This window comes from Streptomyces sp. NBC_00322 (assembly GCF_036147535.1).
In the GTDB taxonomy this organism is placed as follows: domain Bacteria; phylum Actinomycetota; class Actinomycetes; order Streptomycetales; family Streptomycetaceae; genus Streptomyces.
The window spans coordinates 2,693,176-2,706,067 of the sequence record NZ_CP108019.1; the positions used below are offsets into that span (position 1 = coordinate 2,693,176).

Genomic DNA, 12,892 nt, shown 5'->3' on the forward strand with positions numbered 1-12,892 from the left:
CACGAAAACGGAAGAATCTCTGGAGCCCCCCGATTATTCGGTCGCCGGACCCGCCGTCGTCTTCAGCGCCAGCCACAGCTCCATACGTACATCCGGGTCGTCCAGCGAGCGGCCCAGGATCTCCTCTACCCGGCGCATCCGGTAGCGCAGCGTATGGCGGTGGACTCCGAGATCGGCGGCTGCCGCGTCCCACTGGCCGTGGCGCGAGAGCCAGGCGCGCAGCGAGGCGACCAGATCGCCCCTGCCGGTCGCGTCGTGCTCGTACAGCGCGCGCAGCATGCCGTCGGCGAAGGCACGCACCGCGTCGTCCGCGAGCAGCGGCAGGACGGATCCGGCGGCCAGCTCCTCGTGCTCGACGAGGGCGCGGCCGCGGCGCCGGGCCACCGAGAGCGCCTGTTCGGCCTGTTTGTACGCGCCTGCGGCGGCAATCGGTCCGGTCGGCGCCGAGAGCCCGACGACCACCTCGGCGTCCTCTGACTCCTTGTCGGCGTACGCCGCGGCGCAGGCCGCGACGACCGCGCCGCCGTCCGTGGCCAGCACCACGAGACGGCCGTCGATGTCGGGGACGACGAGCAGGGGCTCGGGGGCCCGGGACGCCGCGGCCTCCAGCGATTCGGCGAAGGCCGGCAGCGGGTCCTCGGCGGCCGGGTCCGGCTCGCCCGCGAGCTCGGCGATCAGCAGCCGGAAGGGCGCGTCGAGCAGTCCGCCGTACAGATCACCGGCGACCGCGCGGGCATGGTCCTGCTGGCCGGAGAGCAGCATGCGCAGCACCGCGGCGCCGAGGCGCTGTTCGGCGGCCTGGAGCGAGCGCGAGCGCTCGGTGGTGAGGGTCAGCAGGGCGACGGCGGAGTGCACGGCATAGCGCTCGGCGGTGCCGAGCGGGGCTCCCGTGCCGACGGCCAGCGCGCCGCGGACCCGCCGTCCGCTGCCCAGCGACTGCAGTTCGACCCGGTCGTCGTCGGTGTCGCCGACCACCGCGCTGGCGGGTGCGGGCCGCTCGCGCAGCCGCTCCACGTCGGCGGTGAGCCGCGCGGCCCGGCGGGCGGCCCATTCGGGGGCCGCGGCGACGACCGCGCCGGACGCGTCGTACAGCGCGGCCCAGCCGTCCACGGTCGCGGCGAGCCGGGCCACGACGGCCCCCGGGCCTTCGGCGAGCGCGGCCCGCGTCAGCTCCCGCTGGGCCTCGAAACCGGCCGTCACCGCGCGGTACTGGTCGGCCGCGATCGCCGCCGAGACCGCCTTGCTGATGGCGAGGAAGGGCGTGCGACGCGGTACGGCGAGCAGCGGAAGGTCCTCCTCCTTCGCGGCCTCGACCAGCGCGTCCGGGATGTCGTCGTAGTACACGCCGACCGCGAAGCCGAGCCCGACGACACCCGCGCCCACCAGCCTGCGCACATAGCGCCGCATGGCCTCGCGGTCCTCGGCGTCCAGGGTCATCGCCGTCACCAGCAGCAGCTCGCCGCCCTCCATGTACGGCACGGGGTCGGCGAGCTCACTGACATGCGCCCAGCGCACCGGCGTCTCCAGCCGGTCCTCCCCGGCGCGCACGGTGAGTTTGAGCGCCGAGTGCTGGACGAGCGAGGCGAGCGTGGGCGGCATGGGGACCGGGGGCCCTTCGAGCAGAGGTGCAGAGGCAGACATGCGGGTGATTTCGCCGTCCCGTATGAACGGGCTACCTCGATTCTGCCAGGGCGTAGCAGTACGGGGATCTACTCAGGGGGTGTCTTTCGGATCTTGCCGGGCTCGCGTGCCCTGGCAAGATCCGAAAGACACCCCCTAGGTCCGCAGATCCACCAGAAGCGGCGGCGCGTGCTCGCCCCGTACGGTCGTCAGCGAGAGCACCGCATGCCCGGCCGGAACGGCGTGCGCCAGGTCGGACGCGGACCAGCGGGCCCGCTCGACCTCGCGGACCGTGACCGCCTCGGCCGTGGCGGCCTTGCCGGTAACCAGGCGGCGCATCATGTGCAGCGCCTTGGTGAGGGGCTCGTCGGAGATGATCTGCCGGTTGGTGACGTCCCGGGTCTGCACCCACTCGGTGCCCCAGGCCTCGGCGAACCTGCCGCCGTCCCAGGGCGCGAGCCCGGCGAACGCCATCCGGCAGCCGACCGCGCCGAGCAGCGGGCCGCGCAGCGGCTCCGGCACGTCCTCCAGCGTGCGCAGCGCGAACACCACACCGGCGTTGGCGGAGCGCAGCCGCTGGACCGCGCGCACCGAGTCTGCGGTCACGGTGTACGTCGCGTCGTCGAGGACGAGACAGGCGAAGAGCGAGCGGTCCGAGCGGGTCAGCGCGGCCTCGTTGAACTGGGCGAGCACCAGGCGCGCGACGATCCGCGAAGCCTCGGCGTGGCCCCGCTCGGGCAGGTCGATGCGGACGCGCAGCGGGTGCTCGATGGCGCGCAGCGAGAACTGCCGGCCGACGCCGTCGGTGCGGAAGAACTGCGCGAACGCGGGCCGGTCGAGGAAGGCGATGCGCTCGGCGAGCAGGACGCCGATGTCGTCGGCGCGGGTCGACTGCCGTTCGCGGGCGTCCAGTTCACGCAGTTGGGCCGCCTCCCCGGCCGCCTCCAGCGCGGTGCGCAGCGCGCCCACGGAAGCGGGCGCGCCGCCGAGCAGCTCACGCAGTTCGGGTACGGCCGGGAAGTGGCCGTGGACGCACTGGTAGGGCCCGATCAGCTGCGCCAGCGCGGTGGCGGCGCGCCTGCTGTCGCCGCCGGGCAGCGTGGCGGCGAGATCCCCGACCAGTGCCTCGGCGAGCACCCGGGCAGCCTCGTCGGGGTCCTCGGCGCCGCCGTAGAGGTCGAGGTCATGGGTGGAGTCGGGCCGTCCGACACCGATGACGAGGTCGAAGGCGTCGTCGGGGGCGAGCCCGGTGCCGTGGGCCGTGACGGCGACGACGGCGGCGCGGTTGGCGAGCGCGAGCAGACACATGGACTCGACGACGGGCCGCACGAGCCGCACGCTCTTGCCGGATCCGGAGGGGCCGACGGCGAGCAGCGAGGTTCCGAGGAGCGCGGGTTCGAGGGCGACGCCGGTCGTGCGGCGGGCGTAGGTGTTGCGCTCGTCGTCGACGGCGGTGCCGATCTTGACCTGGGCGGTGGCCAGGTCGTGAGTGGCGGTGCGTACGGACAGGTCGCGTAGCCCCGAGGGGTGGGCGCAGGCGGCGGCGCCGTGCTTGCGCACGGTGTCGGTGAAGGCGGCGAGCCGGTCCGGGCGGGCATGGACGCCCTGCCAGGCGCGCCGGATCCGCGCGTAGTCGACATCGCCGAGCGCGCCCGAGCGGGTCGCCTCGGAAAGACTCTGCGCCGCGTCGACGAGGCCCGCGGAGCGCAGGTCGGGCCAGTCGGCGGGGTCGGCATCGGGGCGCGCCGAGGTCGTGGGCGCCTGGGTCCCGAGGCGTCGGCGGACCGACGGCCAGGCGCCGACGCGGCCGACGGCGGCGACGATCGCGGCGACGAGCAATAGGTAGTAGATGTTGGACACCCAGGTGAGCCAGGTGACTGTCCGAGGCATCTCGCGCCACACCCCCGGCAGCAGCACGAACAGCGGCCACAGCGGCACCCCGTACCGCAGCCACACCTCGCGCCAGTTGCCGATCCGGCCGAAGCCGGTGGCCAGCAGGCTCAGGACGAGGGCGTCCCAGAAATAGGTCGCGGCGACGTACAGCTCGAAGTTGGGGCTGGCGGCAGTCCTCCACCCGTCGGGCACGAGCCAGAGCATCGGCAGCAGCCACCAACTGTCGACGAAGATCCACCACCCCTCGAGGTAACCGTTCCACAGCAGTGACCAGAGCAGCCAGCCGCAGAGGTAGGCGATGAAGGCGCCGCTGAACAGCTGGCGCGCGGGGACGCGCTCCGGCTCCTCCTCCGGCCGCTCGCGGTGGCCAAGGCGCCAGACGCCGGGGGCGGCGTCGGGCCGCGGTGTGCGCAACCATTCCACGACCGCCGGGCGGGTTACCGGCGCGTGCGCCGGTCTGGCAGGGATCCCGGGCGCGACGGGTGGCCTCGCGGGCCGTGGCACCGGGTTGGACCGTGTGCCGCGTGCGTCGAATGTGCCTTCGGAATCCATGAACTGCTGCCCCCTGACCAGCCAGGCCCGCTCTGTGCACCCGTCAATCTAGTGCCCCACCGGGGGTAGTTCACCGGTTCGCCCCGCACGATGCGGTCTGTGCCGGGGGTCCGGGGGTCGCCCCCCGGGAAGACACAGCACCGGTTCGCCCCGCACCATGCGGTCTGCGCCGGGGGTCCGGGGGTCGCCCCCCGGGAAGACACAGCACCGGTTCGCCCCGCCCCGTACGGTCCGCGCCGAGGGTCCGGGGCGGACTCCGCCTATGTCCGGCGAGGACAACGACACGCCCCCAACACTCCCGAACGGCGCATGCCCGCCCCCCTCCCCCGCGCCTAGCCTGCGGAGTAAAGAGAACAAGTAGCGCCCAAAGCACCCCCAGGAGCCCCTCATGACCGCAATCCCGCAGGAGCGCCGCGTCGTCACCGCCATTCCCGGGCCGAAGTCGATCGAGCTGCAGGCCCGCCGTACCGCCGCGGTCGCCGGCGGTGTGGGGTCCGTGCTGCCCGTCTTCACCGCGCGCGCCGGCGGCGGTGTCATCGAGGACGTGGACGGCAACCGCCTCATCGACTTCGGTTCCGGTATCGCCGTGACCTCGGTCGGCGCCTCCGCCGAGGCCGTCGTACGCCGTGCCTCCGCGCAGCTCGCGGACTTCACCCACACCTGTTTCATGGTCACGCCCTACGAGGGGTACGTGGAGGTCGCCGAGGCCCTCGCCGAGCTGACCCCGGGTGACCACGCGAAGAAGTCCGCGCTGTTCAACTCCGGCGCCGAGGCCGTCGAGAACGCCGTCAAGATCGCCCGCGCCCACACCAAGCGCCAGGCGGTCGTCGTCTTCGACCACGGCTACCACGGCCGCACGAACCTCACGATGGCGCTGACCGCCAAGAACATGCCGTACAAGCAGGGCTTCGGGCCGTTCGCGCCCGAGGTCTACCGGGTGCCCGTGGCGTACGGCTACCGCTGGCCGACGGGTGCCGAGAACGCCGGTGCCGAGGCGTCCGCCCAGGCCATCGACATGATCAACAAGCAGGTCGGCGCCGACAACGTCGCCGCGATCATCATCGAGCCGGTCCTCGGCGAGGGCGGCTTCATCGAGCCGGCCAAGGGCTTCCTGCCCGCGATCGCGCAGTTCGCGAAGGACAACGGGATCGTCTTCGTCGCGGACGAGATCCAGTCCGGCTTCTGCCGCACCGGCCAGTGGTTCGCCTGTGAGGACGAGGGCATCGTCCCCGACCTGATCACCACGGCCAAGGGCATCGCGGGCGGTCTGCCGCTCGCCGCCGTCACGGGCCGCGCCGAGATCATGGACGCTCCGCACGCGGGCGGCCTCGGTGGTACGTACGGCGGCAACCCGGTCGCCTGTGCCGGTGCGCTCGGTGCCATCGAGACCATGAAGGAGCTCGACCTCAACGGCAGGGCCAAGCACATCGAGCAGGTTATGAAGGGCCGCCTGGTCGCGATGGCCGAGAAGTTCGACATCATCGGTGACATCCGCGGCCGCGGCGCGATGATCGCGATCGAGCTGGTCAAGGACCGGGACACCAAGGAGCCGAACCCGGAAGCGACCGCCGCGCTCGCCAAGGCCTGCCACGCCGAGGGTCTGCTCGTCCTCACCTGTGGCACGTACGGCAACGTGCTGCGCTTCCTGCCCCCGCTGGTGATCGGCGAGGACCTGCTCAACGAGGGTCTGGACATCATCGAGCAGACCTTCGCCGGCGTGTGACGGTCCCCTGACCCGCGGTAACGGTCGGGGCCTGTGAAGACTCTGTGGGGGGCCGATGGCGGGATGGAGATCCGCCTGTCGGTCCCCCTGCGCCTGCCGTACGGTTTCGGCAGATGAGAGAAACACCCCGCTCGCAGGGGACTGCGGGCGACTCCAGGGCGGAGCCTCCCCAGCCCCGTCTTGGTCGTGCCCTCGCGCACACCACTGGAGCCTCTGGCTCCGGAACTCCTCACCGATCGGATGGCCGCCCGCCCCAAACCCCCCGGGGCGTGCGGCACACCGGTCCGGCCGGCCACCTCGGAACCACCCCCCCTGTTCCGAGGCGGCCGGCTTCTCTTTTTCCGACGCTTCTGACGCTGTGCGTCGCTCTCTTCGCGCTGATCACCTGGCAGGTGGCCACCAACGGGCCACTGCGGTCCCTGGACGAACGCGTCGAACTCAAGATCGCCGGCCACGGCCCCCAGGCGCTGGCCGATCGGCTCGCAGGCCTTGGCAGCATGCAGGTCGCCCTTCCGGTCCTGGCCGTGGCGATCGGGTACGCACTGCGGCGGGGCCGCGGGATCGAAGCCCTGTACGCCGCGCTCACCATGGCCGCCGTGCCCGCGCTCGTCGCTCCGCTGAAGGCGCTGATCGACCGTCAGGGCCCACTCACCGAGGCGGGCGGCTTCTACCCGTCGGGCCACACGGCGACCGCGATGGTGGCGTACTTCGGCGCTGCGTTGCTCGTATCGGTGCGGCTGATGCCCGTCGCCGTCCTGCTGACGGTGGCGACGGGCATCGGCCTGGTGCTGCGCGGCTACCACTGGCCCCTTGATGTGCTGGCCAGTTGCTGCCTGAGCGGGGTGCTGCTGCTGATCAGCTCCATGGGTAGGCGTCGAAGTTCTTCGAGAACTCCCACTGGTTGTAGCGGTCCCAGTTGACCGACCAGGTCATCAGGCCGCGAAGGGACGGCCAGGTGCCATGGGTCTGGTACGAGCCGCAACTCACCTTCTTCGTCAGGCAGTCCAGCGCCTTGTTCACCTCGGCGGGCGCGGTGTGGCCGTTGCCCGCCTGGGTGGAGGCGGGCAGTCCGATCGCCACCTGCTCGGGGCGCAGGGCCGGGAAGACCTTGGCAGTGTCGCCGGCGACCGGGAAGCCGGTCAGCAGCATGTCGGTCATGGCGATGTGGAAGTCCGCGCCGCCCATCGAGTGGTACTGGTTGTCCAGGCCCATGATCGAGCCCGAGTTGTAGTCCTGGACGTGCAGCAGCGTGAGGTCGTCGCGCAGGGCATGGATGACCGGGAGGTAGGCCCCCGCCCTCGGGTCCTGGCCGCCCCAGGGGCCCGAGCCGTAGTACTGGTAGCCCAGCTGTACGAAGAAGGTCTCCGGGGCCATGGTGAGCACGAAGCCGGAGCCGTACTTCGCCTTGAGGGTCTTGACCGCCGAGATCAGATTGACGATCACCGGCGAGGTCGGGGCACGGAAGTCTGTGTCACCGGTGTTCAGCGACAGCGAGTGGCCCTCGAAGTCGATGTCCAGGCCGTCGAGTCCGTACTCGTCGATGATCTTCGAGACCGAGGAGACGAAGGTGTCGCGGGCGGCCGTGGTGCTGAGCTGCACCTGGCCGTTGGCGCCGCCGATGGAGATCAGGACCTTCTTGCCCGCGGCCTGCTTGGCCTTGATGGCGGCCTTGAAGTCGGCGAGGGACTCGACGTTCGGGCACTCGGAGGCCGGGCAGGGGCTGAAGCGGATGTCGCCCGATGTGACGGAGGTCGGTTCGCCGAAGGCGAGGTTGATGACGTCCCAGGAGTCGGGCACGTCCGCCATGCGTGTGTAGCCGGAGCCGTTGGCGAAGCTGGCGTGCAGATAGCCGACGAGGGCGTGGGCGGGAAGGCCGGTGCCCGGGTTGCCGCCGCCGCTGGTGGTCGTCGCGCTCACGGCGGCCGACTTCGGGGACTCTCCCGCACTGTTCGTCGCGGTGACCTGGAAGCTGTACGAGGTGGAGGGGGCGAGCCCGGTGACGGTGGCCGAAGTCCCGCTGACGGAAAGGACCTTGGTGCCGCCGCGGTAGACGTTGTAGCCGGTGGCGCCGGAGACCGGGGACCAGCCCAGCGGGACCGAGGTGGAGCCGGGGGATCCGGCGGTCAGGCCGGTGGGGGCGGCCGGTGTCTGGACCGGGTCGCCGCCCGGGCCGAGCAGGGAGAGGTCGTCGGCGCCGTAGGCGGGGGTGCCGTACCAGCCATGGGTGTAGATGGTCACCGAGGTGGTCGAGGCGCCGGTGCGGAAGGTCGTCGAGAGCTTCTGCCAGCTCGGCGCCGACGCCGTCCAGGTGGAGACGTCACTCGTGCCGGTGCCGGATGCGCCGAGGTAGACATAGCTGCCCTGGACCCAGCCGCTGAGCGTGTAGTCGGCGTTGGGCTTGACGGTGACGGTCTGGCTGCACTTGGCGTTGTCGCTGCCCACGGGTGTGGCCTTGAGTGCGGAACTGCCGCCGCGTACCGGCGAGTTGACGACGACGCCGCTGCCCGCCGTACAGCTCCAGCCGTCGAGACCCGTCTCGAAGCCGCCGTTGCGCGCGAGTTCGGTGTCGGCCGCTCCGGCCGGGGCCGCTATGGCAACGAGTCCGCTGATGGCGAGGGCGGCCGCCGAAAGGGCGGCCGGAAGTCTGGTGCGGTCCACAACTGCCTCCGGACATGGGGGGATTGAGTGGGAGCGCGCACAACATGGTCCAGACCAATCGAGGTTGTCAAGACCTCTGACAGCGCCCGGCTCCCCTCACTCCCCCCGTCCCGGGGCGTGGCGAAAACGTGCGACCTCGCTAGCTGTCGAAGCCGAGGCCGAGCCTGTCCATCGCCTTCAGCCACACATTGCGGCGGCCGCCGTTGGCGTCCGCCCTGGCCAGCGCCCATTTGGTGAGACCGATACCGGCCCAGGCGACGGGCTCCGGCGGGAAGGGCAGCGGCTTGCTGCGCACCATCTCCAGCTCCGTGCGCTCGGTCGGCTGCCCGGAGAGCAGATCGAGCATGACGTCCGCGCCGAAGCGGGTCGCGCCGACGCCCAGACCCGTGTACCCGGCCGCGTAGGCGACCTTGCCGCCGTGCGCGGTTCCGAAGAAGGCCGAGAAGCGCGAACAGGTGTCGATCGCACCGCCCCAGGCATGGCTGAAGCGCAGCCCCTCCAGCCGTGGGAAGCAGCGGAAGAAGTGGCCGGCGAGCTTCAGATAGGTCTCGGGCCGGTGGTCCATCTCGGCGCTGACCTTGCCGCCGTACGGATAGATCGCGTCGTAGCCGCCCCAGAGGATGCGGTGGTCGGCGGTGATCCGGAAGTAGTGGAACTGGTTCGCGCTGTCGCCCAGCCCCTGCCGGCGCTTCCAGCCGATCGCGGCGAGCTGTTCCGGGCTGAGCGGTTCGGTCATCAGGGCGTAGTCGTAGACCGGGACGGTGTACGCGCGTACCCGCTTGACCAGGGACGGGAAGACGTTCGTGCCGAGCGCGACCTGGCGTGCGAAGACCCGGCCGTAGGGGGTGCGGACCGCCATCCCCGTGCCGGATGCGGCGAGTTGCTGCCCGCTGGTGTTCTCGTAGATCCGTACGCCGAGGTCCAGGCAGGCCTGCTTGAGACCCCAGGCGAGCTTGGCCGGATGCAGCATCGCGACGCCGCGCCGGTCCCACAGGCCGCCGAGGAAGGTCGGGGAGTTCACCTCGGCCCGTACCGCGTCCTGGTCGAGGAGTTCGAGCCCGGTGAAGCCGAGCTGTGTCGCCTCCTCGTACATCTCCCGGAGCTCTTCGGCCTGGTGGGGCTCGGTGGCGACGTCGATCTCACCGGTGCGCTCGAAGTCGCAGTCGATGGAGTACGTGGCGACCGCCGCCTCGATGGCGTCGAGATTGCGGCCGCCGAGCTCCTCCAGCTTCGCCATGTCCCCGGGCCAGCGGGCGAGTCCGTTGCCGAGGCCATGGGTGAGCGATGCGGCGCAGAAGCCGCCGTTGCGGCCCGAGGCGGCCCAGCCCACCTCGCGCCCCTCGATCAGTACGACGTCCCGCCCTGGGTCGCGCTCCTTGGCGAGCAGCGCGGTCCACAGTCCGCTGTATCCGCCGCCGACGACGAGGAGGTCGCAGTGCTCGTCGCCGGTCAGTGCCGGCAGTGCGCCGGGCTTCGCGGGGTCGTCCAGCCAATAGGAGACGGGCTGGGCGTCGGAGAGTGATGAGGCAAAGGTCATGGCAGCTGGGGCCATGGTTTCCACTCCTTCGGAGCTACTTGGACAAGGCGCTGTTCTTCCGCCGGCCGCTGATGATCTGGCCCCCGGCCACGATCAGCACGGCGATGGCGAACATCGCCGTGCCGATGACATTGATCTGGACGGGCGTGCCGCGCTGGGCCGAGCCCCACACGAACATGGGGAAGGTGACGGTGTTGCCCGAGTTGAAGTTGGTGATGATGAAGTCGTCGAACGAGAGCGCGAACGCGAGCATCGCGCCGGCCGCGATGCCGGGAGCGGCGATGGGCAGCGTGACCCGTACGAAGGTCTGCACAGGTCCCGCGTACAGGTCGCGCGCGGCCTCCTCGAGGCGCGGGTCCATCGACAGCACACGCGCCTTGACCGCGACCACCACGAAGCTGAGGCAGAACATGGTGTGCGCTATGAGGATGGTCCAGAAGCCCAGCTCCGCGCCCAGGTTGAGGAACAGGGTGAGCAGGGATGCGGCCATGACGACCTCGGGCATCGCCATCGGCAGGAAGATCAGCGAGTTGACCGCGCCACGCGCCCGGAAGCGGTAGCGGACCAGCGCGAAGGCGATCATCGAGCCGAGGACGGTCGCGCCGATGGTGGCCCACAGTGCGATCTGGAGGGACAGGGAGAGCGAGCCGCACATGTCGGCGACTCCGCACGGGTCCTTCCAGGCGTCGGTGGAGAACTCCTGCCAGGAGTAGTTGAACCGCCCGGCGGGCTTGTTGAACGAGAACACCATCACGACGATGTTCGGCAGGATCAGGTACGCGAGCGTGATCAGCCCCGCGATGACCACAAGGTTGTTCCGTATCCAGCGCATCAGACCAGGTCCTCCGTTCCGGCCCGGCGGATGTAGACGGTGACCATGATCAGCACGACCGCCATGAGAATGAACGACAGCGCGGCCGCGGTCGGGTAGTCGAGCACCCTAAGGAACTGCGACTGGATGACGTTGCCGACCATCTTGGTGTCGGTGGAGCCCAGCAGTTCGGCATTCACGTAGTCACCGCTGGCCGGGATGAAGGTCAGCAGGGTGCCGGAGACGACACCGGGCATGGACAGCGGGAAGGTCACCTTCCGGAAGGTGGTGGAGCCCTTGGCGTACAGGTCCCCGGCCGCCTCGTGGAGCCGCGGGTCGATCCGCTCCAGCGAGGTGTACAGCGGCAGGATCATGAACGGCAGGAAGTTGTACGTCAGACCGCAGACCACCGCGAGCGGGGTGGCGAGCAGCCGGTTGCCCTCGGTCATGCCGAGCCAGCCGGTGACGTCGAGGAAGCCGACGCTGTCCAGCACGTTCACCACCGGGCCGCCGTCCGCGAGGATCGTCTTCCAGGCGAGCGTGCGGATCAGGAAGCTGGTGAAGAACGGTGCGATGACCAGCACCAGCAGCAGGTTGCGCCAGCGGCCCGCCTTGAACGCGATCAGATACGCGAGCGGGTAGCCGAGCAGCAGACACAGGATCGTGGCCGTGCCGGCGTAGAGCACCGAGCGCAGGAACTGCGGGTAGTACTCGGTCAGCGCGTCCCAGTAGGTCTGGAAGTGCCAGGTGACCTTGAAGCCCCCTTCGAGGGAGCCCGTCTGCACGGATGTCGAGGCCTGATAGACCAGCGGCAGCGCGAAGAAGACGATCAGCCAGAGTATGCCGGGCAGCAGCAGCCAGTACGGCACGAGCTTGCGGCGTACGGACTGTTTGTGGACGACCGGCTCGACGGCGGGCGAGGCGGGCGGTGCCTCGGTGACGGTCATGGCGTCTCCACCACCGTCTCCACACCGGCGTCGATGTCCTGGGCGGCGTCGAGACCGAAGGTGTGCTCCGGGTTCCAGTGCAGGACCACCTCGGCGCCGGGCACCAGGCGCGGGTCCCGCTCGATGTTCTGTACGTACACCTCCAGCTCCGGACAGACCGGGCTGTCGATGACGAACTGCGTGGAGACGCCGATGAAGCTGGAGTCGGCGATCTTGCCGCTGATGCGGTTGCGGCCGTCGTTGATCGTGCCCGCGTCGTCCGCGTGCGCCAGCGACATCTTCTCCGGGCGCACCCCGACCAGCAGCTTCCCGCCGGTGCGGGGCTGGGTGGCGCAGCGCTCGGCGGGCAGCCGCAGCTTGGCGTCGGCGGCCGTGACGATGACCTCGCCGCCGTTGTTGGACGCGACCTCGGCCTCGATGAGGTTGGAGGTGCCCAGGAAGTTGGCGACAAAGGTGGTCTGCGGGTTCTCGTAGAGCTCGGCGGGGGCGCCGAGCTGCTCGACCCGTCCGCCGCTCATGACCGCGACCGTGTCGGCCATGGTCATGGCCTCCTCCTGGTCGTGGGTGACATGCACGAAGGTGATGCCGACCTCGGTCTGGATGCGCTTGAGCTCCAGTTGCATCTGGCGGCGCAGCTTGAGGTCGAGGGCACCGAGGGGCTCGTCGAGGAGCAGCACCTGGGGGTGGTTGATGAGCGCGCGGGCCACGGCGACGCGCTGCTGCTGGCCGCCGGAGAGCTGGTGCGGCTTGCGCTTGGCGAAGTCGCCGAGCTCGACGAGGTCGAGCATGTCGCCGACCTGCTTCTTCACCGACTTGATGCCGCGCCTGCGCAGTCCGAAGGCGACGTTCTCGTAGATGTCGAGGTGCGGGAAGAGCGCATAGCTCTGGAAGACGGTGTTGACGGGGCGTTTGTACGGCGGCAGGCCGGTGACGTCCTTGTCGCCGAGGAACACCGTTCCGGTGCTCGGGTCCTCAAGACCGGCGATCATCCGCAGGGTGGTGGTCTTTCCGCAGCCGGAAGCGCCGAGCAGGGCGAAGAACGAGCCCTGCGGGATGGTCAGGTCGAGCGGTTGGACGGCCGTGAAGTTGCCGAAGGTCTTGCTGATCCCGGAGAGGCGGACGTCGCCGCCCTCTGTCTTTTCAGTCATGGG

General features: G+C 70.4%; 9 protein-coding genes. 2 read left to right on the plus strand and 7 right to left on the minus strand.

Annotated features, from left to right (window positions below; translation table 11 throughout):
- Window positions 1–33 precede the first annotated feature (33 nt).
- Together OG905_RS12025 and OG905_RS12030 are read right to left on the minus strand one after the other, a co-directional pair.
- Window positions 34–1,599, minus strand: coding sequence for a PucR family transcriptional regulator (locus OG905_RS12025; protein ID WP_328682185.1), 1,566 nt, complete (start codon window positions 1,597–1,599; stop codon window positions 34–36).
- A 177-nt stretch (window positions 1,600–1,776) separates the two neighbouring features.
- Window positions 1,777–4,065, minus strand: coding sequence for an ATP/GTP-binding protein (locus OG905_RS12030; RefSeq protein WP_328667724.1), 2,289 nt, complete (start codon window positions 4,063–4,065; stop codon window positions 1,777–1,779).
- Between the two features lie 388 nt (window positions 4,066–4,453).
- On the opposite strand from OG905_RS12030, the gene gabT reads away from it, so the two are divergent.
- Together gabT and OG905_RS12040 are read left to right on the plus strand one after the other, a co-directional pair.
- Window positions 4,454–5,788: a 4-aminobutyrate--2-oxoglutarate transaminase gene (gabT, locus tag OG905_RS12035; protein ID WP_328667725.1), complete on the plus strand. Its 1,335-nt coding sequence runs from the start codon at window positions 4,454–4,456 to the stop codon at window positions 5,786–5,788.
- Between the two features lie 113 nt (window positions 5,789–5,901).
- The gene (locus OG905_RS12040; protein ID WP_443043927.1) at window positions 5,902–6,708 is read left to right on the plus strand and encodes a phosphatase PAP2 family protein; all 807 of its coding nucleotides are present in this window, start codon (window positions 5,902–5,904) and stop codon (window positions 6,706–6,708) included.
- Here the strand turns inward: OG905_RS12040 and OG905_RS12045 are convergent.
- From OG905_RS12045 to OG905_RS12065, 5 genes are all read right to left on the minus strand, one after another.
- Entirely contained in the window at window positions 6,644–8,446 is a 1,803-nt protein-coding gene (locus tag OG905_RS12045) for a chitinase (RefSeq protein WP_328667727.1), read from the minus strand. The two genes, OG905_RS12040 and OG905_RS12045, sit on opposite strands and share 65 nt — an antisense overlap.
- Window positions 8,447–8,585: 139 nt before the next feature.
- Complete coding sequence (locus tag OG905_RS12050; protein ID WP_328667728.1) at window positions 8,586–9,998, minus strand: NAD(P)/FAD-dependent oxidoreductase; 1,413 nt, start codon at window positions 9,996–9,998, stop codon at window positions 8,586–8,588.
- 19 nt (window positions 9,999–10,017) lie between these two features.
- Window positions 10,018–10,815: an ABC transporter permease gene (locus OG905_RS12055; protein WP_328667729.1), complete on the minus strand. Its 798-nt coding sequence runs from the start codon at window positions 10,813–10,815 to the stop codon at window positions 10,018–10,020.
- Entirely contained in the window at window positions 10,815–11,741 is a 927-nt protein-coding gene (locus OG905_RS12060) for an ABC transporter permease (protein ID WP_328667730.1), read from the minus strand. The genes OG905_RS12055 and OG905_RS12060 overlap by 1 nt, the downstream gene beginning before the upstream one ends.
- Window positions 11,738–12,889 carry an ABC transporter ATP-binding protein gene (locus OG905_RS12065; RefSeq protein WP_328667731.1) on the minus strand — a complete coding sequence of 384 codons (1,152 nt, stop codon included), beginning with the start codon at window positions 12,887–12,889 and terminating at the stop codon, window positions 11,738–11,740. The genes OG905_RS12060 and OG905_RS12065 overlap by 4 nt, the downstream gene beginning before the upstream one ends.
- Window positions 12,890–12,892 lie beyond the last annotated feature (3 nt).